This is a genomic window from Proteus sp. G2626, assembly GCF_009915985.1.
Classification (GTDB): Bacteria; Pseudomonadota; Gammaproteobacteria; order Enterobacterales; family Enterobacteriaceae; genus Proteus; species Proteus vulgaris.
In genome coordinates this window covers 100,812-125,709 of sequence record NZ_JAABNH010000007.1, presented here as the reverse complement: position 1 = coordinate 125,709, position 24,898 = coordinate 100,812, and the positions used below count along the sequence as shown (strand labels likewise).

Here is a 24,898-nt window from a genome sequence, read left to right as displayed (position 1 = left end):
GAGAGTCTATTTATGTCTGTTATCAGTGTATTTCAATCATTGTGGGATAAAGCACAGTGTGGGTTTTCTGCTCAATTAAATGCGTTAGCGCCTTTTAGTGAATCAGAGCAACAGTTTTTTGCTTTTAGCCCGTTTGCAACAGAGCATTTACGCGTTAATCCTCAATGGTTGACTGATATCAGGAAAAATCCCCCCTCGGGTGTTGAATGGCAGAATTATGAAACTCAATTAACAGCTATGTTAGCCAATATTGATAATGAAGATGCTGTTATGCGGATATTGCGTCAATTTCGTCATCAACAATTAATACGAATAGCATGGTTACAATTTTTCCAATTAGTCGATATACCTTGTGCGCTAAAACACTTAAGCGTACTGGCTGAAACACTCATTTGTGTTGCAAGAGATACGCTTTATCAGCAATGTTGCCAACAATGGGGAACGCCTTGTGATAGTGAAGGTAAACCTCAACCATTGCTGATTTTAGGCATGGGGAAATTAGGCGGATTTGAACTTAACTTTTCTTCCGATATCGACTTAATTTTTGCTTATCCTGAAAATGGATTTACACAAGGTGGACGTCGAGAACTTGATAATGCCCAGTTTTTTACACGATTAGGCCAAAAGTTGATTAAAGTACTGGATCAACACACTATTGATGGCTTCGTCTATCGTGTTGATATGCGATTGCGTCCATTTGGAGAAAGTGGGCCTTTGGTAATGAGTTTTGCAGCGCTTGAAGATTATTACCAAGAGCAAGGGCGAGACTGGGAGCGCTATGCAATGATCAAAGCGCGCGTATTAGGGGCAGAAAAGAAAGCGTATTGCCAAGTTTTACGTCAAATGCTACGTCCTTTTGTTTATCGTCGCTATATTGATTTCAGTGTTATTCAATCGCTACGAAATATGAAATCCATGATAAGTCGTGAAGTACGTCGCCGTGGCATGATTGATAACATCAAACTCGGTGCAGGTGGAATTCGTGAAATCGAATTTATTACACAAGTTTTTCAGTTAATTCGCGGTGGCAGAGAGCCTGATTTACAGAGTAACTCACTATTAACAGTATTAAAGGCGATCACAACGCTTGAATTATTAACAGAAAAAGAAACCGCGCAATTAGCTGAAAGCTATCTCTTTCTTCGTCGATTAGAAAACTTATTACAATCCATTGACGATCAGCAAACGCAAACCTTACCAGATAGTGAAGAGGATAAAGCACGACTCACTTTTGCCATGGGATATGATAACTGGGAAATGCTTTATCAAGAAATTAACCACAAAATGCAAGCCGTTTCTGTTATTTTCACGCAATTAATTGGTGAAGAAGATGAAAATGAAGAAGAAGAAGATACTTCTGAGTTTAAACGTCTTTGGTTACTTGGACGTTTGCCTGAAACTTCGACATTATTTCATCAATCACTCACCGTTGAGTCACTGAATGCGATTAATCAGACATTACAGATATTTCGCCAAGATATTGGTAAGCGAACGATAGGACCAAGAGGGCGAGATGTTCTTGATACATTAATGCCAAAATTATTGGCTAAGATTTGCCAGCAATCTCCAGCGTTAGTCATGTTACAACGAGTCACCCCGTTACTATTGAGCATTGTCAGTCGCACAACCTATTTAGAGTTGATGCAAGAGTCTGATGAAGTTCTCACTCATGTCATACGATTATGTGCAGCATCTCCAATGATTGCGGAACAGTTGGCACTTCATCCTTTACTGTTAGATGAATTGCTTGATCCTAACTCCCTCTACCAGCCACTACCTTTAGATGCGTATCGTGATGAGTTACGTCAATATTTATTACGTGTGCCAGAAGAAGATGAAGAGCAACGACTAGAAGCACTACGCCAATTTAAACAAGCGCAATTGTTGCGTATTGCAGCGGAAGATATTACAGGGGTATTACCTGTGATGAAAGTCAGCGATCACCTGACGTATCTAGCGGAAGCCATCATTCATGCTGTTGTTCATCAAGCTTGGTCGTATATGGTGAAACGCTATGGTGAGCCTGAACATTTAGCCAATCGTGATGGGCTGGGATTTGCCGTTATTGGGTATGGTAAATTAGGGGGATGGGAATTAGGGTATAGCTCTGATTTGGACTTGGTGTTTTTATTAGATTGTCCAATGAATATCGTGACAACGGGGGCAAAAAAGATTGATGCTCGTCAGTTTTACCTGCGCCTAGCTCAACGCATTATCCATTTATTTAGTACGCGAACTTCCTCTGGCGTATTGTATGAAGTCGATGCGCGTTTACGTCCATCTGGTGAATCAGGAATGCTAGTAAGTACGATCCAAGCTTTCGATGAATATCAGAAAAATGAAGCATGGACATGGGAACATCAAGCCTTAATTCGTGCAAGAATGATTTATGGGGATGACCAATTACAACAGATGTTTTCTCGTATTCGTCACGAAACATTGTGTCTTTCACGTGATGCCAATGTATTACAACATGAAGTCCGCGAAATGCGCCAAAAAATGGTGAAACATCTTGCACCAACACAAGCTGACAAGTTTGATTTAAAAAACTCATCAGGCGGTATTACAGATATTGAATTTATCGCACAATATTTGGTATTGCGTTTTTCTCATCAATATCCCGCATTAACACGGTGGTCTGATAATGTGCGTATTTTTGAGTTAATGGCAAAATACCAAGTCATGGATGAGGACGAAGCGCAAGCTTTAACACATGCTTATGTCACATTGCGTAATGAATTACACCATCTTGCGCTACAAGCGTTACCTGCGATTGTGGATAATCATTGTTTTATTGTAGAGCGAGAACAGGTATTAAAAAGTAAACAAAAGTGGCTTGGTGAGCAAGAATAAGGGAGGGATAGCTGGAACGCTTATGAGTATCTCTTTTTGCTTAACAAGTTATGGTATTATTTCGGCTTATTTTAAAAATAAATGTGGAGTATGGGATGAAAGTAACGCTGCCGGATTTTAATAAGGCCAATGTACTGGTTGTCGGTGACGTCATGTTAGACCGCTATTGGTATGGCCCTACGAGCCGTATTTCACCAGAAGCCCCAGTACCAGTGGTCAAAGTGGATACCACTGAAGAGCGCCCGGGTGGTGCAGCAAACGTGGCAATGAATATTGCTTCACTCGGTGCTAATTCACGTTTAGTGGGGTTAACGGGAATTGATGAAGCCGCAAAAGCATTGAGTAATACATTAAATCAGGTCAATGTACGCTGTGATTTTGTCTCTGTTGCAACCCACCCAACTATTACAAAATTACGTGTACTTTCACGTAATCAACAATTAATCCGTCTTGATTTTGAAGAAGGGTTTAGCAATGTTGATCCTCAACCTATCTTTGAACGTATTCAACAAGCGTTACCTTCTATTGGCGCACTGATTTTATCAGATTACGCAAAAGGTGCGCTTTCCCATGTTCAAGAAATGATCCAACTTGCAAAGAAAGCCGGTGTTCCGGTATTAATCGACCCTAAAGGGTGTGATTTTGAGCGTTATCGTGGTGCAACGTTATTAACACCGAATATGTCAGAATTTGAACAAGTTGTCGGCGTTTGCAAAAACGATGATGAGCTGGTGGAAAAAGGTACGCAATTAGTTCGAGATTTAGAACTTGATGCTTTACTGATCACTCGTTCTGAACGTGGAATGAGTCTTATTCGTGCTAATGAAGCGCCGTTACATTTACCAACACAAGCTCAAGAAGTTTATGACGTTACTGGAGCGGGTGACACAGTTATTGGTGTATTAGCAACCTCTTTGGCCGCAGGCAAACCTTTAAGTGAAGCTTGTTTCCTAGCGAATGCTGCCGCTGGTGTTGTTGTTGGCAAATTAGGAACATCGACGGTCTCACCTATTGAACTGGAAAATGCCATTCGTGGTCGTGCCGATAACGGTTTTGGTATTATGGAAGAAGAGCAATTAAAACAAGCGGTTGAATTAGCACGCCAGCGCGGTGAGCGCATTGTGATGACTAATGGATGTTTTGATATTCTTCACGCAGGCCATGTTAGTTATTTAGCAAATGCACGTAAATTAGGTGATCGCCTTATTGTCGCTGTAAATAGTGATGCATCGACTAAACGATTAAAAGGTGAAACACGTCCTGTTAACCCATTAGAACAGCGTATGACAGTGCTCGGGGCCTTAGGTGCAGTAGACTGGGTTGTTGCGTTTGAGGAAGATACACCACAGCGCTTAATTGCCTCTGTTTTACCAGATATTTTAGTCAAGGGTGGGGATTATAAACCAGAAGATATCGCGGGTAGTAAAGAAGTTTGGGCTGCAGGCGGTGAAGTAAAAGTGCTAAATTTTGAGGACGGCATTTCTACAACGAACATTATTAATGCGATTAAAAAGAAGTAATGGCATAAATTAACGACGAAAAGCACTCTTTAGAGTGCTTTTTTTATAATAAAGGCTCCAATTATTATAAATTTTTAATGATACTTTTATTAATGATTATTGTTCTCTTTTTAAATGATACTCAACAATATAATCTTGAGTGTTTCTATACATAATTGAATAATTAATATAATCGCCCTGAGTGCTATATGATAATGTGCTGAGTCTTAATATTGGAATGTTAGTTTCTATTTTTAATAATTGACAAATATTGTTATCAGGCATAATAGGGTGAAAAGTTTCATAACTTCCTGATATTTTTATTTGGCAAATATTTTCAATAAAATCAAATTTAGAACCTTCTAAATGGGTTAAGGTTAAATTGCGAAAATATTTAACAGGCATGTAACTGTCTTCAACAATAAGCGGCTTATTATCGACGTAACGTATTCGCCTTGAATAAAAAATACGTTCATTTGAGTTGATGCGTAATTTACTGGCTATAGATAAAGGGCAGGGAATAACACGAAATTCTATGACTTCACTTTTTACATTGTGACCAGTATTTGCCATTAGTTCGACAAAGCCTTTTAGGCTAGCATTTTCATGATGAACATCTTTTTCTTTAATATAAGTGCCAGAACCATGTTTTCGTTCTAATAACCCTGCGGTCACTAATAAATCCACCGCTTTACGTATTGTCATTCTCGATACGTTATATTGTTGTGCTAATGATTTTTCTGCTGGTAAAGGGTCACCAATTTGGTATCCAGCCGAATTTATTTGAATTCTTAGGCTTTTTGCAATGTCTTTATAGATCACTTTTATACTTCTTTTTATTCTTAAAATAGGCTCTCTCTATTTAATCTACCTGAATCTAATCTTTTGATATATAGCATAATCATTTATAGCTCTAAAATGTGAACGCTATCAAAAAATAAAAAGTGATCTGCTTTTTGACTAAAAATGAGATCACTTTGCTTGAAAGATTAGTATGAATCAGATCACGAATAACTCATTTCAGGTGAGAGAATAAAGAGAAAAGAACCTAATCTGAGTTTACAGAAGAAAAATGAATTAAATAGCATGTCGTTTCAGTAGCAGTAAATAAGAGGATATTTTTATGCTCAGTCAAATACAACGATTTGGTGGAGCCATGTTTACCCCTGTCCTGCTATTTCCATTTGCAGGTATTGTTGTAGGCATTGCCATTTTATTACAGAATCCATTATTTATTAGTGAAGATTTATTAAGACCCGATAGTTTATTTGCCCAAATTGTTCATATTATTGAAGAGGGGGGATGGACGGTTTTTCGTAATATGCCTCTTATTTTTGCAATTGGCTTACCAATCGGTTTAGCTAAAACTGCACAAGCAAGAGCTTGCCTTGCTGTAATGGTGAGTTTTCTCACTTGGAATTATTTTATTAATGCAATGGGAATCGTTTGGGGAAGTTATTTCGGCGTAGATTTTACAAATGAAATCGGCGGAAATAGTGGCTTAACAATGATAGCTGGAATTAAAACATTAGATACCAGTATTATTGGGGCGATTATTATTGCGGGTATAGTTACAGGTATTCATAATCGTTATTTTGATAAACAGCTTCCTGTCTTTTTAGGTATATTTCAAGGAACTTCGTATGTTGTATTAATTAGTTTCTTTGTTATGTTACCGTTAGCGTGGATAACATTATTTTTCTGGCCAAAAGTGCAAATTGGTATTCAATCTTTGCAAGTATTTATGGTTGAATCCGGCTCTTTAGGTGTTTGGATATATACCTTTCTTGAACGTATTTTAATTCCTACTGGCTTACATCACTTTATTTATGGTCCATTTATTTTTGGTCCCGCAGTCACTGAACATGGAATTCAAGTTGATTGGGCTCAGAACATGCAATATTTCAGTCAAAGCACTCAATCTTTAAAAGAACTTTTCCCAGAAGGTGGCTTTGCACTGCATGGTAATAGCAAAGTATTTGGTTCTATTGGTATAGCGCTTGCTCTTTACTTTACTGCGGCTCCTAAAAATAGAGCGAAAATTGCCGGTTTACTTATTCCTTCAGCATTAACGGCGGTATTTGTGGGAATAACAGAACCTTTAGAGTTTACGTTCTTATTTATCTCACCGTTATTATTTGCCATTCATGCCGTACTTGCAGCCACTCTTGCGACAACACTTTATCATTTTGGGGTTGTCGGAAATATGGGCGGAGGGATCATCGATAATTTCCTTCCTATGAATTGGATCCCCATGTTTCATAACCATTACGGAATGATTATAACGCAGATAGTCATAGGTCTTATTTTTACCATGATTTGGTTTGTGGTGTTTAGAACATTAATTATCAAACTTAATTTAAAAACACCAGGTCGTGAAGAGGATGATGAAGAGATCAAGCTCTATAGCAAACAAGATTATAAAAATAAAAAGTCACAGGTTTCAGATAGTTCAAAAACAGCAAAAGAAGACCGCAAACTGGCACTACCAAAAGGCATTCTTGAAGGCTTAGGGGGCGGTGCAAATATCAAATCGTTAAATAACTGTGCAACACGTTTACGTATTGAAGTGATTGATAACGAATTAATTGAAACAGATGCCTATTTTAAAGGGCTCGGTGTACATGGTGTGGTGCGTAAAGGTCATGCATTGCAAATCATTATCGGGCTACATGTTTCTCAAGTGAGAGACAAAATTGAACAACTGATGAAAGAAGATACACAAAAAATCACCTTGTCGGAGGCTATATAATGAAGAAGTTCTCAGTCGTAATTGCAGGTGGCGGTAGTACATTTACACCCGGTATTATTTTGATGCTACTAGAAAATTTAAAACGTTTTCCTTTAAGAGCCATCAAATTTTATGACAATGATGCCGAGCGGCAAGAAACCATTGCTAAAGCTTGTGAAATTATTCTTACTGAAAAAGCACCTGAAATTGAGTTTTGCTATACCACAGATCCTAAAATAGCTTTTACGGATGTTGATTTTGTTATGGCTCATATTCGTGTTGGTAAATACCCAATGCGCGAAAAAGATGAAAAAATACCTTTACGTCATGGCGTGTTAGGGCAAGAAACCTGTGGGCCTGGTGGTATTGCTTATGGTATGCGTTCTATTGGTGGCGTATTAGAATTGGTTGAGTATATGGAAAAATATTCACCAAACGCATGGATGTTAAACTATTCTAATCCAGCAGCCATTGTCGCGGAAGCGACTCGCCGCTTAAAACCGAATGCAAAAATCTTGAATATTTGTGATATGCCAATTGGTATTGAATCTCGTATGGCACAAATTGCAGGATTAAAATCACGCAAAGAGATGCGTGTCCGTTATTACGGTTTAAATCACTTTGGTTGGTGGACACAGGTTGAAGATTTACAAGGTAATGATTTACTGCCAGTTATTCGTAAACATGTTGCGGAACATGGGTATATTCCCAAAGTGGCAGGTGAGCCAGTTGAAGCGAGTTGGAATGATACATTCGGGAAAGCAAAAGATGTGTGGGCACTAGATCCATCAACGATGCCAAATACTTACTTGAAGTATTATTTGTTCCCTGATTATGTCGTTGCGCATTCTGATCCTCATCATACGCGTGCGAATGAAGTGATGGAACACAGAGAAAAGAATGTTTTCAATGCTTGTCGAGCCATTACAGCAGCAGGTAAATCATCAGCAGGCCATCTTGAGATAGATGAACACGCTTCTTACATTGTCGATCTTGCAACTGCGATCGCATTTAATACTCAAGAAAGAATGTTATTGATCGTTCCTAATAACGGATCGATTATTAACTTTGATCCTGAAGCAATGGTTGAGATCCCTTGTATTGTAGGAAGTCATGGACCAGAACCTTTAGTCATGGGAAAAATACCATTATTCCAAAAAGGGATGATGAGCCAGCAAGTTGCGGTTGAAAAATTAGTGGTAGAAGCGTGGATCGAAAAATCCTATTTGAAACTTTGGCAGGCCATTACGATGTCTAAAACAGTACCGAGTGCGACTGTCGCAAAAGCGATTTTAGATGATTTAATTGAAGCGAATAAAGATTATTGGCCAGAGTTAAAATAACGAGTAATTAATTACGAGTACATAAAAATAACCCTGTGTCTTAGTAAGATACAGGGTTTGGCTTTATTAATAAAGAAAAAACTAATAAAGTGAACAGGTTAGGCTTTATTTTCTGTTTGATTTTCTACTTTAATTTCAACTTCTTCAACTTGGAGAACTTCAGTTTGAGGTTTTGTAAGCAGACTCGCTTCTAGCTCATTTAAACGTTGTTCTAAACGATTAAGTTTTTCACGAGTACGTAATAAAACTTGAGTCTGTACATCAAACTCTTCGCGATTAACTAAATCCAACTTGTTTAATTGAGATTGCAGAACAGTGCGGATTTTTTTATCAATATCATCACCAAAATCTTTGATGCCTTGTGGCAGAACGTTTTGGATTTGGCGCGCTACTTGTTCAAGTTTTTTCGGGTCCAACATAGGAAATCCTCACAAATAAAATAGAAAGCTAGGGCTAAGTGTAATATGAGGGCTGAGGGAATAAAACCAGATATCAGGATTATTGTTACTTTTTTAGTATAAATAGTTAAATAATCGTATGTCATAAAGTGATTATGTGATTAAACAAGTATTGTCGTGGATTGATGATTGCCTCTTATAATTTTAAAGCGTATAGTTTCCTCGTTAATCTCAGGGCGGGGTGAAAGTCCCCACCGGCGGTAGATACTTGAATATTCAAGTAAAGCCCGCGAGCGCTTTGTATTGCCATTGTAATACAAAGGTCAGCAGATCCAGTGTGATCCTGGAGCCGACAGTTAAAGTCTGGATGGGAGAGAATAAAATAGCATCAGTAGGATCATTGTATCCATTCCTGTTGTTTCTGCTTATTATTTTTATTAAGCAGAGATCCACTCCTAAGACTGCCCTGGTTCTGGTAACTTTCATTAATTATTGAGGTTTTTTTACCATGAATCAGACGCTACTTTCCGAATTCGGTAATCCATTTGAGCGTGTTGAACTTGCTCTTAAAGCCCTTCGTGCTGGTAAAGGCGTGATGGTGCTCGATGACGAGAACCGCGAAAATGAAGGCGATATGGTTTTTGTCGCAGAAACAATGACTACAGAACAAATGGCGATGTCTATTCGTCATGGTAGTGGCATTGTATGCTTATGTATTACAGAAGAACGTCGTCAACAACTTGATTTGCCTATGATGGTGGAAAATAACACCAGCCATTTCCATACGGCATTTACAGTAACGATTGAAGCGGCGCAAGGTGTAACAACAGGGGTTTCGGCATCAGACCGTTTAACTACGGTACGAGCAGCCGCTGCTGATAATGCAAAACCAAGTGATTTAAATCGTCCTGGTCATGTATTTCCATTACGTGCGCAACCGGGTGGTGTGTTAACACGGGGTGGACACACTGAAGCATCGATTGATTTAGCAACATTAGCTGGTTTTAAACCTGTTGCTGTGTTGTGCGAGCTGACGAACGATGATGGCACAATGGCAAGAGCACCTGAAGTGATTACTTTTGCTAAAAAGCACAATATGCCTGTGCTAACTATTGAAGATTTAGTGGCTTATCGTCTTCGTGAGGAGAAAAAAGCTGGCTGAAATTAACATGTTATAACTGACACTGAAAACACACACACACTTATTCAAGCCACTTAAAAAAACTTAAGTGGCTTTTTCATATTTTTTGAATAACTATTTCATACTTCTTTGACTATATTTCAAGTAGGAAGGCGCTATGCTAACGCCATAAGATCACAAGCCATAAGAGGTGATTATGGACACAAAAATGATGCCAGCGCTGTTTATTGGGCACGGTAGCCCAATGAATGTATTAGAAGACAATACATATACTCGCCTCTGGTCAAAATTAGGGGAAACGCTTCCTCAACCTAAAGCGATTTTAGTCATTTCAGCCCATTGGTATACCGATGGAACTTACGTAACAGCAATGTCGCAACCAAAGACAATTCATGATTTTTATGGGTTTCCAGCTGAGTTATACGCAATAGAATACCCGGCACGAGGCTCGATAGGTTTAGCTGCATTGATAGAAGATCTGATTGATCCGATTCAATTAAAACTCGATATGGACCAATGGGGATTAGATCATGGAAGTTGGGGAATACTCGAAAAAATGTATCCCAACGCGAATATTCCTGTTGTTCAATTAAGTATTGATGCACACCAATCAGCGCAATGGCACTATGAGTTAGGGCAAAAGCTGGTTGAATTACGCAAAGAAGGCGTTTTGGTTATTGGTAGCGGTAATATCGTTCACAATTTAAGAATGATGGATTGGCAAAATAGCAATGCAACGCCTTATCCTTGGGCATTAGCCTTTAATGAGGCAATCGAAAACAGCTTACGAAGCGATAAAGTACCAGAAGTACTATTTACGATTTTATCAACAGAAGAAGGGCGATTGGCACATCCTACTCCCGATCATTTTTTACCTGCGTTGTATCTATTAAGTTTAAAACAAACGGGTGAAAAGGTAACAGTGCTGAATAATGATATTGTGAATAAATCACTAAGTATGATGACGTTTCAAATTGGATAAAATCACCCAATAAAACCTATTGATATAAGCAAAAGGCTAAATTCCTTTTATGGAATTTGGCCTTTTTTACTGATAACGAAACCTATTTTGAATAAAAAACACCTTACCGCTTATAAGCAATAAGGTGCTCAACATGATTTTAAGATTTCTATTAATCTAAAATAATATGTGGATAGAAGCGTGAGAGATCTTGCGTGATAAGCTCTTTATCTTCTCTAATGCAAATACCCGCAGATTGATCATTAACCAGCCAGCTACCAATTAAGGTATAGCTATCGCCAAATTTCGGCAGTGGGTGGAAATCTTGGACAATAAAGCCTTCTTCACCGTAGGGACCATCTGCGACAGCAATATCTTTACCATTTTCAACAATACGAATATTTGCACCTTCGCGTGAAAACAATGGCTTGATAACATAGCGTGATAATGACTCAGGCGCTTTGCCATCATAAAAATAAGCAGGTAGAAGATTAGGGTGTTTAGGGAACATTTCCCACAGCATTGGCAATAATGCTTTATTGGAAATAATACTCTTCCAAGATGGTTCTAACCAACGAATACCTGCATCAGCTAATTTAGTTGAGAAGTCTTCGCGGAACATAAATTCCCATGGGTAAAGTTTAAACATATTGCTGATGATTTGATCTTGTAGATCGGTTAACTCACCACGTTCGCCTAAACCCAGATCTTCAATAAAGACAAAGTCAGTCGTGACTTGAGCTTCTTCAGCACAATCTTGTAAATATTGAACGGTACCGCGATCTTCGTCAGTGTCTTTGCAACAAGACATATGCAGATAACGCATTCCATATTGATCACGTAGCTCAGCAAAGCGATCAATTAACTTTTCTTGAATACTATTAAATTGATCAGCATTCTGCGGTAAACGGCCTGCGTTAACTTGATCTTCAAGCCAGATCCATTGAAAAAAAGCAGATTCATACAGTGAGGTTGGAGTATCTGCATTATTTTCTAACAGTTTTGCTGGACTTTTACCGTCATAGGCTAAATCAAGACGTGAATAGAGTGAAGGTTGAGATGATTTCCAAGAGTCACGCACAAAATCCCAACAGTGACGCGGGATTTGAAAACGTGTTAATAACTCTTCACTATTGGCGACTTTATCCGCGACTTGTAGGCACATCTGATGAAGCTCTTCCGTGGTTTCTTCTAACGTTTCCACCTCTTCCATTGAGAATTGATAATAAGCATCTTCAGACCAATAAGGTTCGCCATACATGGTATGAAAGTTAAAACCAAATTCAGTCGCCTTTTCACGCCAATCCGGGCGTTCAATAATATTTTCACGTTTCATGGCGTTAATTAACCACCTGAACGGTAAGAAGATGAGCCGGTTGAGCTACGGTTATTATTTGTTGCATTGGTACGTTGAGCTGCTGCTTGTCGTGATACGGTATTACCAAAGCCACCACGCGTAATGGTTGAAGTTGTTGAAGGTTTTGGGGTCATAGCTGTTTTGGGGACGTTCATCTGACGGCCACCCACAGCAGGACCATAGTTACGGCCTGTCGCATCCACAAATTTACCATTTGCAGGGCTTGTTGGATTACGTGAACTAAATAAAGGTTGCGCTGGTGCGCCACCGCCCATAAGGCGTCCCATCATATAGCCTGCCATTAATGGCATAAAGAAGCTACCACCTGAGTTAGCTTGTGCCATTTGCGAGCTATCTGGATTTAAATTATTTGCATTTTCAGTACTAACAGGTTGCCCATCAATTGAGGCTGTCTGCGTACATTGTGCATCACCAAACTCAGCGACACAGTCTTCTAATGTTGCGTATTTAGGTGCTGTACGCTGTGCTTCTTGCAATGCTGTACGATAAGAGTCTTCACACTGCGCTGCTTGTGAAGGATTGGCTTGAGCACATTCTTGTGCATTCATATACAGTGAAACTGTTTCATCACTCTCTTCACATCCTGAAAGCGCGAATACAGCAGTGATGGCGATTGCAACAGGCGCCAGACGATAAGGACGAAATGCTTTACGGAAAGCATCACGATTAATCGATTTGGTACGTTTCATTGGCATATTGATAAGATCCATAAAAGGTAAAACGTTCAAAATAAAAGCTAGGATAGGATAAATAGTCTAGAAAATAAATAAGAAACGCCTAATCATCAGGGATAACCAGAAATTTGTGATCTTTATAAGGTTAAGTGTTATGGAATTAGGTAAATCTTCTCTTTTTAACTTAATTGTGATTAAGGTATTGGGTAATACAAGAAGATAAATATTGTCGACAATTCAAATTAATACATAACTCAACATCTTATTGTAAAAATACAACATAAAAAAAACCGCTTATCAGTTTATCGCTGAAAGCGGTTTTTTAATATGACTAATTGATTAATTTAAAGCTTAAGGTCTCACGTTTAGCGTAGGATTTGTTAACGGGCGAATAATGCTATCTGGTGAAGTTGAAACTTCTTCCCCTAGTGCATTATTGAGCTGAATTAAGTCATTTTCGTTTAATGTGCCACGTGCATATTCAATATTTAATTGGTTAATTAAATAGTCATAACGTGCGTTTGATAATTTCTGTTTTGCATCGTAAAGCGTGGTAGTGGCATTTAACACATCAACGATAGTACGAGTTCCCACTTGGTAGCCAGCTTCGGTTGCATCTAATGAACTTTGCGCAGAAACAACGACTTGTTGATACGCTTTGATGCTACTGATTGATGCAGAAATATTGTTATAAGAAGAACGCGCAATTTGAACGATAGAACGGTAAACAGATTCTAATTGTTCACTTGCACTGGTAAATCCATATTGTGCTTGTTCAACTTGTGAGCTTGTTCTGCCACCGGTATATAGCGGAATGCTAACAGACAAACCAATACTATTTTGACCGCTGTAACTATTGCTATGAGAAACTATTGCGTCAGATCTATGGTCATGGCTACGGCTATTTGATACACCTGTTGATGCATTTAAATCGACAGTTGGTAAGTGGCCAGCTTGGGCTAATCGAATATTTTCGCGTGCTAAATCTTGGCCCAAACGTGCACTTAATAAACTTAAGTTACGTTCTTCCGCATCTTTTAGTAGTTTATCAATAGAGTCTGGTGATGTTGTTGAAAAACGACTGATGTTTAGAGATGCAAGATTTATGTAATAGATGCCACTGACTTGGCGTAGTTTTTCTAATGCATTATCTAATTGATTTCGGCCAGCGACCTCTTGTGCCAGTACGCTATCGTAATTTGCACGCGCATTTTGTACGTCAGTAATAGCCACTAACCCTACGTTAAAACGTTGTGTTGTTTGATCTAACTGGCGGTAGACTTGTTCTTTTTGCGCTTCGATAAATGATAATGAATCGATAGCACGCAAAACATCAAAATAAGCAGTAGCTGTATCTAAAATCAGTTTTTGCTGACTAGTTTGATAAGTGACATCGCTCATGCCCGCTGTTTTTTCTTGCAGGTTTAATTGGCGCCATAACGACATGTTAAACACGCTTTGAGTCAGCGTTAAGCTTGCCCCGATAGAATTAGATTCGGTATCTCTTGCATCACGGTAGCCACTTTTATAATCAGCAGATGCACCTAATCCTAACTGTGGTAATAATGAGCCACGAGCTTCATTAATTTTTTCAAAAGCTTGATTTCGTTCCGCTAATGACTTACGTAACTCAGGGTTACTGTCCTTTGCTTTTTGATAAACTTGAAGCAGATCCTCAGCCTGGCTTGCAGAGCTGAATCCTGCCAAACTCATCGTGATCAAAAGAGAGAGCAGTTTTTTCATTTTAATTCCTTGTTGCAACAGTTTCGCTGAGTTGCCTCTGTTAATCTTGATTGGGGATAATTCTAGCAGATTGTTTCCCTAAGTAGGGGTAGCCATTTGTGCCATATCCTTTTATTTTAGATTAACTTTACATGAATTGTTGGCAAATTTCTTTAAATCTGTATTAAACGTAAGCGATAAAAAAGACTCTTAAATATAACTTAAGGAACATTGTATGAAGAAAAGGGAAAATATACCATTTTTATACGGTCAGAATGCGGTGAAATTGTTAGGTAAACGAGATTTATACAAAGGCTTTTTCCGTATGACTGAATATCGCTTTAAGCATCGTTTGTTTGAAGGAGGGTGGAGTGAAGAAGTCAAACGTGAAGTATTTGAGCGAGGCAATGCGGGTGTTTTGTTAGCTTATGATCCTAAACGTGATGAAGTCGTATTAATTGAGCAAATTCGTATTCCTGCGTATGAAACTAGCGAGACACCTTGGTTACTTGAAGTGGTTGCAGGTATGGTTGAACAAGGCGAAAGCCCAGAAGATGTTGTTAGACGTGAAGCCCTAGAAGAAGCTGGTGTTGAAGTGGGGCGGTGTGAGCCCATTATCAGTTACCTCTCTAGCCCTGGAGGCACCAGTGAAAGAATGTATGTTTATGTAGGCGAAGTTGATGCAACTACCGCAAAAGGCATTCATGGATTAGCTTGTGAGAATGAAGATATTCGCGTTCATGTTGTCAGCAGAGAACAAGCTTATCTTTGGGTTGAAGAAGGCACTATTGACAATGCTGCATCCGTTATTGCGATTCAATGGTTACAACTTCATCATGTCGCGTTAAGGACGCGTTGGTTAGCCATTTAATGCATTAATCAATCATTAAGGGGTGTTTTTAATAATATTATCAAGTAGAGTAATTATCTCTAAGTATACGATATCAAATGAATTAAATTGTAAAATGAAGTGAAAAAAACGTGATTGAAAGCGAGAATATTTCTCACTAATCTTTTGAAATGTGTATTAGTTGGCAGATCTTTACTACGAAAATACGTTAACATAACGGCTAATGAGAGTGAAACAAGGAAACCTTTTGGAAAGCCAGTTTGAATTATCGGTGAAACACAAAAACACCGTAAGAATATTACAAATCACAGACACCCACCTCTTCGCTAATGTGGAAGATACTCTGCTGGGCATTAATACCTATCGTAGTTATCATGCTGTATTAAATGCAATTAGAGAACAGGGCCTTGAGGTTGACTTGATTGTTGCGACAGGTGATTTAGTCCAAGATCAAACCTTTGATGCTTATCAGCATTTTGCTGATGGCATTGCGACGCTAACACCGCCTTGTGTTTGGTTGCCAGGTAATCATGACTATCAGCCTGCGATGATTGATGCATTAAATCAAGCAGGTATTTTGTCGGCAAAACAAGTGTTGATTGGTGATAGTTGGCAAATGCTATTATTAGATAGCCAAATTCAAGGGGTTCCTCATGGGGAGTTATCGGATTGTCAGCTAGATTGGCTAACACGCTGTCTTGAAAGCCAAAAACACAGAGATACAATTATTTTGTTGCATCATCATCCTATGCCTTCTGGGTGTACATGGCTAGATCAACACAGTTTAAGAAACTCTCAAGAATTGGCGGAACGTTTAAAAGGTCACACTCAGGTGAAAATGATGCTTTGTGGTCATATTCATCAAGAAATGGATGAAATGTGGAATGGTATTCGTATGCTGGCAACACCGTCCACTTGTATCCAGTTTCGACCTCATTGTACGAATTTTACATTAGATACTGTTTCTCCAGGTTGGCGCTATTTAGAAATGTCGCTCTCATCGGATGAAAAAGGGAAAGTTGAGACGCAGGTCTATCGGTTAGCAGGTACTGAATTTTGCCCTGATCTTGATGCGGATGGCTATTAAGTTATGCCTCGTATTCTCTATTTACATGGCTTTAATAGCTCACCCAAATCGGCTAAAGCTCAAGCTTTTCGGCAATGGTTAGAAGTAGCACATCCTGAAATTGAACTATTAATACCTCAATTGCCGCCTTATCCCAAAGAAGCGGCTCAACTCATTGAAACACTAGTCAAAGAGAGTGTAGATGATAAGCTTGGGTTAATTGGTTCATCATTAGGTGGCTATTTATCTATTTGGTTATCTCAGCGTTTTAATTTACCTGCGGTTGTTATTAATCCCGCTATTCGTCCTTTTGAATTATTACAAAACTTCTTAGGTGAAAACGAAAATCCCTATACACATCAAAGGTATAGATTAGAACTTCATCATATGGATGAGTTACTTGCTTTGCGTATTCCTGCAATTACATCACCCGAACTTATTTGGTTGCTTCAACAAACTGGAGATGAAATACTTGATTATCGTCAAGCTGTCTCATATCTTGGCGCGTGTAGGCAAACCGTAGAATCGAATGGAAATCACGCATTTGTGGGTTTTGAACGTTTTTTTCCGAAAATTATTCAATTTTTAAAGATAATTTAGCCTTTCGGTCAATTAACCTGTAAAACGTAGGTTGATGCATTTACCCGAAAATTAATATCATATTGCCGCAAACACCTGTTATTATAAACAGCATTTTCTAACAGCGAACCGCAGATTAAAACAATGACTCAATCAAGTTATAACGCAAAGGATATTGAGGTTCTTAATGGTCTAGAACCAGTACGTCGCCGTCCTGGTATGTACACGGATACGACTCGGCCGAACCATTTGGCACAGGAAGTGATAGATAATAGCGTGGACGAGGCGCTTGCGGGACACGCGTCGAAGGTCGATGTCATTTTATATGAAGATCAATCTATCGAAGTTATCGATAATGGGCGAGGAATGCCTGTCGATATCCATCCTGAACTTAACGTCTCTGCTATCGAGTTGATCCTTGCTCACCTCCACGCCGGAGGAAAATTCTCTAATAAAAACTATCAATTTTCCGGTGGGTTACATGGTGTAGGGATCTCGGTTGTTAACGCACTTTCTAAGCGTATTGAAGTGACTGTTCGTCGGGATGGTAAGATTTATCAAATAGCCTTTGAAAATGGCGATAAAGTCGAAGAGTTGCACGAGATTGGCACCTGTGCAAAACGAGATACAGGAACGAGTGTACATTTTTGGCCTGATGGCTCTTACTTTGATGTTCCCCGTTTTTCGTCTAAAAGCTTATCTCATGTACTAAAAGCAAAAGCCGTATTATGCCCCGGAGTTAATGTCTCTTTTGTTGATAAAGTGAATAAAACACAAGAAAATTGGTGCTATGCTGATGGTTTAACCGATTATTTAAGTGAAGCTGTTGCTGAATTTATTCGCCTTCCTGAAGAGCCTTTTACTGGAAAATTTGAAGGGGATAATGAGGCTGTTGAATGGTCTATGTTATGGCTACCAGAAGGTGGCGATTTACTCACTGAAAGTTATGTTAACTTAATCCCGACTGTTCAGGGGGGGACACACGTTAATGGTTTACGCCAAGGTGTGTTAGATGCAATGCGTGAATTCTGTGAATTCCGTAATTTACTCCCAAGAGGCATTAAATTAACTGCTGACGATACATGGGAGCGTTGCGCTTATGTATTATCAGTCAAAATGCAAGATCCTCAATTTGCAGGGCAAACCAAAGAGCGACTCTCTTCAAGACAAACCAGTGCATTTGTTGCAAGTGCTGTAAAAAATGCTTTTAGCTTATGGTTAAATCAGAATGTTCAAGTTGGTGAATTACTCGCTGACATGGCCATTAGTAGTGCTCAGCGTCGTATGCGAGCGGCAAAAAAAGTGGTGAGAAAAAAACTCACCTCTGGACCTGCACTACCCGGAAAATTAGCAGATTGTACATCTCAAGATTTACGGTATACCGAACTCTTTTTAGTTGAAGGGGACTCTGCGGGAGGTTCTGCTAAGCAAGCGCGAGATCGTGAGTACCAAGCGATTATGCCACTGCGAGGTAAAATTCTAAATACATGGGAAGTCTCTTCTGATGAAGTGCTTGCTTCACAAGAGGTACATGATATTTCTGTAGCCATTGGCATGGATCCTGATAGTGATGATTTAAGCCAATTACGTTACGGTAAAGTGTGTATTCTTGCGGATGCGGACTCCGATGGTTTGCATATTGCAACACTATTATGTGCGTTATTTGTGCGTCATTTTCCTGCACTTGTTAAGGAAGGGCATGTTTATATGGCAATGCCACCACTTTATCGTATCGATTTAGGTAAAGAAGTTCATTATGCCCTTGATGAATCAGAGAAAAATGCCATTTTACAACGATTAAGTCGTAAAAAAGGAAAACCTAACGTACAGCGCTTTAAAGGATTGGGGGAGATGAACCCACTTCAATTGCGTGAGACAACGCTTGATCCTAATACGCGTCGTTTAGTGCAATTGGTGATTGATGATGAAAATTATCAAGAAACCTTAGGCATGATGGATATGTTGTTAGCGAAAAAACGCTCTGAAGATCGCCGAAATTGGTTACAAGAAAAAGGCGATGAAGTTGACATCGAAGTGTAATGGATACCACAAGAGTCTGAGGAAAATATTGAATGAGTGAATTGACTCATGATGGTGTAGAGCGTCAACCGCTCCACTTATTTACAGAGAATGCCTATCTCAACTATTCCATGTACGTCATTATGGATCGTGCATTACCTTTTATTGGAGATGGGCTAAAACCCGTGCAACGTCGTATTGTTTATGCGATGTCTGAGCTCGGTTTAAATAATAGTGCCAAATTTAAAAAATCAGCTCGTACTGTTGGTGACGTGCTAGGTAAATATCACCCACATGGTGATAGCGCATGTTATGAAGCAATGGTACTTATGGCTCAGCCTTTCTCTTATCGTTATCCGTTGATTGACGGGCAAGGTAACTGGGGGGCACCGGATGATCCAAAATCTTTCGCAGCCATGCGTTATACCGAATCACGCCTTTCTAAATATTCACAAACTTTATTGAGTGAATTAGGACACGGAACGGTAGATTGGATCCCTAACTTTGACGGCACAATGCAAGAGCCGAAAATGTTGCCAGCACGTTTACCCAATATCGTTCTTAACGGTACGACAGGTATTGCTGTTGGGATGGCAACAGATATTCCGCCGCATAATGCGCGCGAAATTGGGCAAGCCTTAGTGATGCTTTTAGATAATCCTGATGCAGGATTATCTGATGTAATGCAACATGTTCAAGGCCCTGACTATCCGACTGAAGCGGAAATTATTACGGCTCAAGACGATATCAAAAAGATTTATAAAACAGGGCGTGGCTCTGTCAGAATGCGAGCTATTTGGCAAAAAGAAGAAGGATGCGCGGTTATCACTGCGTTACCTCATCAAGTCTCTGGTGCCAAAGTGCTTGAGCAAATCGCATCACTGATGCGAGCAAAAAAATTACCTTTAGTTGAAGATTTACGTGATGAATCTGATCACGAAAATCCGACAAGACTTGTTATTGTACCTCGTAGTAATCGTGTTGATTTAGAACAAGTCATGTACTACTTGTTTGTGAATACTGATTTAGAAAAGAGTTATCGCGTTAACCTGAATATGATTGGGTTAGATAACCGACCGGCAGTAAAAGGATTACTGACTATTTTAAACGAATGGTTAGTTTATCGTCGCCAAACAGTCACAAATCGTCTGAATCATCGTTTAGAAAAAGTGTTACGTCGCTTAGAAATTCTTAAAGGCTTATTAATTGCTTATCTCAATATTGATGAAGTCATTGAGATTATTCGTCATGAAGATGAGCCAAAAGTAGAATTGATGCGTCGCTTCGAGCTATCTGATATTCAAGCAGAGGCTATTTTAGAGTTACGTTTGCGTCATTTAGCAAAACTTGAAGAGATGAAATTAAAAGGCGAAAGTGATGAACTTGAAAAAGAACGCGATAGTATCGAGAAATTACTAAGTTCACCACGTCGTTTAAATACGTTACTGAAAAAAGAGATTGAAGCAGACGCAAAAGAATTTGGTGATGATCGTCGTTCGCCAATTCGCCCTCAAGAAGAGGCGAAAGTAGTGAATGAACAAGATATGTTGCCATCAGAGCCAGTGACTATTGTGCTTTCTGAAATGGGGTGGGTACGTAACGCTAAAGGTCATGATATTGATCCTAGAGGTATGAGTTATCGTGCTGGGGATAGTTATCATAGTGCTGTACGTGGTATGAGTAATCAACCTGTTCTATTCCTTGATTCTACAGGAAGAAGCTACACGTTAAGTCCGAATGATATGCCTTCTGGGCGAAGTCAAGGCGAGCCATTAACAGGCAAATTAACCTTCCCACCAGAGGCTAGCGTGAAATACATGTTAGCTGGCAGTGCAGGGCAGGAATATTTACTGGCAACAAAAGAAGGCTACGGTTCTGTTCTCTCTTATGATGAGATGGAAACAAAAAATAAAACAGGTAAAGGGTTGCTGACCGTTTCGCAAGAAACAGAATTACTTGAGCCATTCTTAGTTGATCCACAGAAAAAGAATAACCGGTATTGGCTTATTATCATCACGGATAAAACACGTATTTTAGCCATTTCAGCAGAACAACTGAATGAAATGAACAAAAAAGGACGTGGGACTCGTTTAGTTGCGTTAGGCAAAGAGCAAGGTGATGTGGTTGAGCAAACACTGTTAGTACCTAAAGATGAAGCATTAATCTTTACTGTTGATGGTCAACAGGAAGTGCTTAAAGCAGAAGAAATCAACTATTTTAGCGGTAATGCGGGTGATGAACCTATTCCGTTAAAACATCTACATCCTGAAGCTGTTACAGTCATTATGTCTGAAAAAGGGCTTATTCGTTGCCAAAAAGGCCATAATATTGATGCTAAATCTGCTGGTTTTAAAGCTGGTGATGATTATTTTGATGCCGTAGAAGGCATGAGTAATCAACCTGTACACTTAATTGATACCTCAGGGCAAAGCTATACCGTTGATGTTGATGCCTTGCCTTCTGGTCGTAGCAAAGGTGATGCGTTAACTGAACGATTAAAAGTTCAGAAAGGTGCACAGCTACGTCATATTGTAATGGGCGAAAGTACCGATAAGATCTTAATGGCATCGGATGCGGGTTATGGTTTTATTTGTCAGGTTGATGATTTAACTTCTAAAAATAAAGCAGGAAAATCACTACTGACTTTACCTGAAAATGCACTACCATTACCGCCACAACGCTTGAATGATGATCTTAGTGATCTCATTATGATCATTACTAAAGGCGGTAGGATGCTGATTTTTGAGGCTTCAGAATTACCGACGATGGTCAAAGGAAAAGGAAATCAGATGGTTTCAATTCCAGCTTCACAAGCTGCAAGTGGTGAGGATAATGTCGCTTGGTTACGTGTATTACCTGAAAATGCGTCAGTAACACTGCACTTTGGTAAACGTAAGCTGACTATGTCGATGGCTGAACTTGCTGGCTTCAAAGCAAAACGAGGGCGCCGAGGTACTTCTTTACCTCGTGGAGCTCAAGTTATTGATCATATTGATATTGAGTCGAATTAAATTTAATACTTAATAATATTGAGTGGGTCGGTTGACCCACTTCTATTTAGGACTTAGGACGCTAAAATTTATGTTAGCCATTATTCGAGGCATCATTGTCATTCTTTACACGATCCTAGTGGTGACTTTTGGAATGATTTATTGCATGTTTTCACCAAGAAATCCTAAACATGTTATGACATATGGTCGCCTATTCGGCAAATTGTCACATGTATTTGGCATTAAATTGGTTGAACGATTTCCAAAAGAAGCAAAAAGTTATGGCCCAAGTATTTATATTGGAAACCATCAAAATAATTTTGATATGGTGACAATGTCGAATGCGGTACAACCCAATACGGTAACAGTGGGGAAAAAAAGCTTAATTTTTATTCCTTTCTTTGGTCAGTTGTATTGGATCACCGGTAATATTTTGATTGATAGAGCAAATCGCTCTAAAGCTCATGGCACAATTTCACAAGTTGCCGATCAAATTAAAGCGAAGAAAATTTCAGTGTGGATGTTCCCTGAAGGAACGCGTAGCCGTGGTCGCGGATTATTACCGTTTAAGACAGGGGCTTTTCATGCAGCCATTCAAGCTGGCGTCCCTATTATCCCGGTTTGTGTCTCGACAACCCAAGGTAAAATAAAACTTAATCGCTGGAACAACGGCTACGTGATTGTTGAAATGTTGCCTCCGATTGATGTTTCAAAATACACTAAAGATCAAGTACGAGAATTAGCTGAAGATTGTCGCCAAATAATGAAAGCGAAAATTGAAGAGTTAGATAAAGAAGTTGAAGAAATGAATAAACGTGATTTCCCTGGTAAATTAAATTAACGCTTCTTATCTTTCTCTATTCTATGAATATAAGCCTGAAGACAGGCTTATATTGTTTCTAATTGATGAAAATACACTCTGTTATCAACTATTTTTAGGATTTATGTCACATCCGCGCTATTATGCTCCCATAATTTCATTTAAGTCCTTTTGTCTTTAAATCACAGCAGCTTTTTTCCTGTCCGTTTTTTTTAATTGTGTGATAGGAATATTTGTATTTTGTTGCGGAGAAAGTATGTCATTTAGTCGTCGCCAGTTTATTCAGGCTTCAGGCTTAGCGGTATGTCTGGGCTCAATATCTTCTTCTGTTCGTGCTGAATCAGTTAATGATAAAAAATTGCCAATACCGCCATTGCTCGAATCTCGCCATGGTCAGCCACTTTTTTTGACTTTGCAAAACGTGCATTGGGCGTTTAATGGTACGCAAAAAGTGCAGGTTTGGGGCATTAATGGCTCAACTCCAGGACCAACAATCAAAGTTAAAAGTGGCGATGATATAAAACTTATTTATAGTAACCGTCTTAATGAAGCTGTATCCATGACGGTAAGTGGTTTATTAGTTCCCGGCACACAAGTCGGAGGCGCAGCCAGATTAATGTCGCCAGGCGCTTATTGGTCGCCGGTATTACCTATTCGACAAAAAGCTGCAACGTGTTGGTATCACGCCAATACTCCCTTTAAAATGGCGCCTCACGTTTATAACGGGCTGGTGGGAATGTGGATTGTGGAAGATGACGAAAGTCGCTCCCTACCTTTACCCAAAGATTATGGTGTGAATGATTTTCCGCTGATAATTCAAGATAAACGAATTGATAATTTTGGTACACCGCAATATGACAAAGAAGCCGCAAGTGACGGTTTTTATGGTGATACGTTGCTAGTGAATGGGCGTGAAGATCCTTATATTGAAGTTTCTAGAGGTTGGATACGTTTACGTTTAGTGAATGCATCTAATGCTCGTCGTTATGAATTAACTGCAAATGATGGTCGATCACTTTACCTTATCGCCTCGGATCAAGGTTTATTAACATCTCCGGTTGAATTGAAATCCGTACCAATGGCTCCGGGTGAGCGGCGTGAAATATTGATTGATATGTCTGAAGGGGGCGAAGTCATCATTACAGCAGGGCAAAGTGCTGGTTTTATGGATAGACTTCGTGGTATTTTTGAACCTTCTGATTTACTACGTAATGCCAATGTACTCACTATTAAGCCGACCGGATTAATGTCATTAGTGACAGACAAGGCACCTGCGCAATTAGCAGTAGATGACACACAAATCACCACCTCTATTCAGCCTAGAACTATTCAACTGCATAACAGTCCTCCGGGAATAAATAATGCTCGTTGGGAGCTTTCAAGAATTGATTTAGTTGGCAAGCAGAATGGGTGGGAACGTTGGCTTGTCACCGTACCAACACCGCAACCTTTCCATATTGAAGGTGCCCGTTTTAAAGTAATTAACCATAATGGTCAGAAACCTGTACCTGCGGATTTTGGTTGGAAAGATACGGTTTGGATTGAAAGTCAGAGTGAGTTACTAGTGGAGTTAAAACAGCCTTCTTATTCCCACTTTCCTTTCTTGTATTACAGCCAGTTACTAGAAAATGCAGATAAAGGAATGGTAGGACAAATGGAAATCACGCCTGTAGAATAACAGCTTAGCAATAGCGCTAAATTAAATTAAAAGAAAAACAGTATTTTTAAAATAAAATACTGTTTTTTTTATATCTAAATAATGCAGATTATATTTTTTCGACTAAAGTTAAATAGAGAATAATATTCTTATGTTTAATTTGTTAATTAATTTGGTGTGATTGTTTTTTTATCTACATTCTCTTTATTAAATTGAT

General features: G+C 39.1%; 18 protein-coding genes, 1 pseudogene and 1 riboswitch. Of the genes and pseudogenes, 14 read left to right on the top strand and 5 right to left on the bottom strand.

Annotated features, from left to right (window positions below; translation table 11 throughout):
* Nucleotides 1-12 precede the first annotated feature (12 nt).
* Nucleotides 13-2,853, top strand: a complete 2,841-nt coding sequence (glnE, locus tag GWJ05_RS03035) for a bifunctional [glutamate--ammonia ligase]-adenylyl-L-tyrosine phosphorylase/[glutamate--ammonia-ligase] adenylyltransferase (protein ID WP_087803482.1) — start codon at nucleotides 13-15, stop codon at nucleotides 2,851-2,853.
* A gap of 95 nt (nucleotides 2,854-2,948) precedes the next feature.
* On the top strand, nucleotides 2,949-4,373 hold the full coding sequence (hldE, locus tag GWJ05_RS03030; RefSeq protein WP_036934165.1) for a bifunctional D-glycero-beta-D-manno-heptose-7-phosphate kinase/D-glycero-beta-D-manno-heptose 1-phosphate adenylyltransferase HldE: 1,425 nt from the start codon (nucleotides 2,949-2,951) through the stop codon (nucleotides 4,371-4,373).
* Nucleotides 4,374-4,469: 96 nt separating this feature from the next.
* Here hldE and GWJ05_RS03025 read toward each other — a convergent pair whose 3' ends face one another.
* Nucleotides 4,470-5,174, bottom strand: coding sequence for a GntR family transcriptional regulator (locus GWJ05_RS03025; RefSeq protein ID WP_087803486.1), 705 nt, complete (start codon nucleotides 5,172-5,174; stop codon nucleotides 4,470-4,472).
* Nucleotides 5,175-5,475: 301 nt separating this feature from the next.
* Between GWJ05_RS03025 and GWJ05_RS03020 the strand changes: the two genes are divergently transcribed.
* A complete protein-coding gene (locus GWJ05_RS03020; RefSeq protein WP_036934161.1) occupies nucleotides 5,476-7,104 on the top strand; it encodes an alpha-glucoside-specific PTS transporter subunit IIBC in 1,629 nt (542 codons plus the stop codon).
* Nucleotides 7,104-8,426 (top strand): 6-phospho-alpha-glucosidase, encoded by a 1,323-nt coding sequence (locus tag GWJ05_RS03015; protein ID WP_036934159.1) that lies wholly within the window; start codon nucleotides 7,104-7,106, stop codon nucleotides 8,424-8,426. Before GWJ05_RS03020 ends, GWJ05_RS03015 begins: the two co-directional genes overlap by 1 nt.
* Before the next feature lie 98 nt (nucleotides 8,427-8,524).
* On the opposite strand, the gene ubiK is transcribed toward GWJ05_RS03015, so the two are convergent.
* On the bottom strand, nucleotides 8,525-8,845 hold the full coding sequence (ubiK, locus tag GWJ05_RS03010) for a ubiquinone biosynthesis accessory factor UbiK (protein ID WP_036934157.1): 321 nt from the start codon (nucleotides 8,843-8,845) through the stop codon (nucleotides 8,525-8,527).
* A gap of 202 nt (nucleotides 8,846-9,047) precedes the next feature.
* A riboswitch (FMN riboswitch) is annotated at nucleotides 9,048-9,207 on the top strand.
* Between the two features lie 125 nt (nucleotides 9,208-9,332).
* On the opposite strand from ubiK, the gene ribB reads away from it, so the two are divergent.
* Together ribB and ygiD are read left to right on the top strand one after the other, a co-directional pair.
* The gene (gene ribB / locus GWJ05_RS03005; protein WP_036934155.1) at nucleotides 9,333-9,986 is read left to right on the top strand and encodes a 3,4-dihydroxy-2-butanone-4-phosphate synthase; all 654 of its coding nucleotides are present in this window, start codon (nucleotides 9,333-9,335) and stop codon (nucleotides 9,984-9,986) included.
* 175 nt (nucleotides 9,987-10,161) lie between these two features.
* Nucleotides 10,162-10,947: a 4,5-DOPA dioxygenase extradiol gene (gene ygiD, locus GWJ05_RS03000; protein ID WP_161681047.1), complete on the top strand. Its 786-nt coding sequence runs from the start codon at nucleotides 10,162-10,164 to the stop codon at nucleotides 10,945-10,947.
* Between the two features lie 151 nt (nucleotides 10,948-11,098).
* On the opposite strand, the gene GWJ05_RS02995 is transcribed toward ygiD, so the two are convergent.
* The 3 genes from GWJ05_RS02995 to tolC all read right to left on the bottom strand — a co-directional run bounded on the left by GWJ05_RS02995 (nucleotide 11,099) and on the right by tolC (nucleotide 14,721).
* Entirely contained in the window at nucleotides 11,099-12,262 is a 1,164-nt protein-coding gene (locus GWJ05_RS02995) for a glutathionylspermidine synthase family protein (protein WP_087803492.1), read from the bottom strand.
* A gap of 8 nt (nucleotides 12,263-12,270) precedes the next feature.
* Entirely contained in the window at nucleotides 12,271-12,999 is a 729-nt protein-coding gene (locus GWJ05_RS02990; protein WP_036934149.1) for a DUF1190 family protein, read from the bottom strand.
* Nucleotides 13,000-13,329: 330 nt separating this feature from the next.
* Nucleotides 13,330-14,721, bottom strand: a complete 1,392-nt coding sequence (gene tolC, locus GWJ05_RS02985; RefSeq protein WP_036934147.1) for an outer membrane channel protein TolC — start codon at nucleotides 14,719-14,721, stop codon at nucleotides 13,330-13,332.
* 214 nt (nucleotides 14,722-14,935) lie between these two features.
* Here tolC and nudF point away from each other — a divergent pair, with 214 nt between their 5' ends.
* From nudF to ftsP, 8 genes and pseudogenes are all read left to right on the top strand, one after another.
* Nucleotides 14,936-15,571 carry an ADP-ribose diphosphatase gene (gene nudF / locus GWJ05_RS02980; RefSeq protein WP_036934145.1) on the top strand — a complete coding sequence of 212 codons (636 nt, stop codon included), beginning with the start codon at nucleotides 14,936-14,938 and terminating at the stop codon, nucleotides 15,569-15,571.
* A gap of 226 nt (nucleotides 15,572-15,797) precedes the next feature.
* Complete coding sequence (gene cpdA, locus GWJ05_RS02975; protein ID WP_036934143.1) at nucleotides 15,798-16,637, top strand: 3',5'-cyclic-AMP phosphodiesterase; 840 nt, start codon at nucleotides 15,798-15,800, stop codon at nucleotides 16,635-16,637.
* A gap of 3 nt (nucleotides 16,638-16,640) precedes the next feature.
* The gene (gene yqiA, locus GWJ05_RS02970) at nucleotides 16,641-17,216 is read left to right on the top strand and encodes an esterase YqiA (RefSeq protein ID WP_087803494.1); all 576 of its coding nucleotides are present in this window, start codon (nucleotides 16,641-16,643) and stop codon (nucleotides 17,214-17,216) included.
* Between the two features lie 123 nt (nucleotides 17,217-17,339).
* A complete protein-coding gene (parE, locus tag GWJ05_RS02965) occupies nucleotides 17,340-19,235 on the top strand; it encodes a DNA topoisomerase IV subunit B (RefSeq protein WP_036934139.1) in 1,896 nt (631 codons plus the stop codon).
* A gap of 32 nt (nucleotides 19,236-19,267) precedes the next feature.
* Nucleotides 19,268-21,448: pseudogene (gene parC / locus GWJ05_RS02960) on the top strand (DNA topoisomerase IV subunit A); the annotation flags it as partial.
* Between the two features lie 51 nt (nucleotides 21,449-21,499).
* Complete coding sequence (locus GWJ05_RS18765; RefSeq protein ID WP_413686703.1) at nucleotides 21,500-22,225, top strand: DNA gyrase C-terminal beta-propeller domain-containing protein; 726 nt, start codon at nucleotides 21,500-21,502, stop codon at nucleotides 22,223-22,225.
* A gap of 70 nt (nucleotides 22,226-22,295) precedes the next feature.
* Nucleotides 22,296-23,045 (top strand): 1-acylglycerol-3-phosphate O-acyltransferase, encoded by a 750-nt coding sequence (locus tag GWJ05_RS02955; RefSeq protein ID WP_036934135.1) that lies wholly within the window; start codon nucleotides 22,296-22,298, stop codon nucleotides 23,043-23,045.
* 235 nt (nucleotides 23,046-23,280) lie between these two features.
* Nucleotides 23,281-24,702 (top strand): cell division protein FtsP, encoded by a 1,422-nt coding sequence (gene ftsP / locus GWJ05_RS02950; RefSeq protein WP_036934133.1) that lies wholly within the window; start codon nucleotides 23,281-23,283, stop codon nucleotides 24,700-24,702.
* The last annotated feature ends 196 nt before the right edge of the window (nucleotides 24,703-24,898 follow it).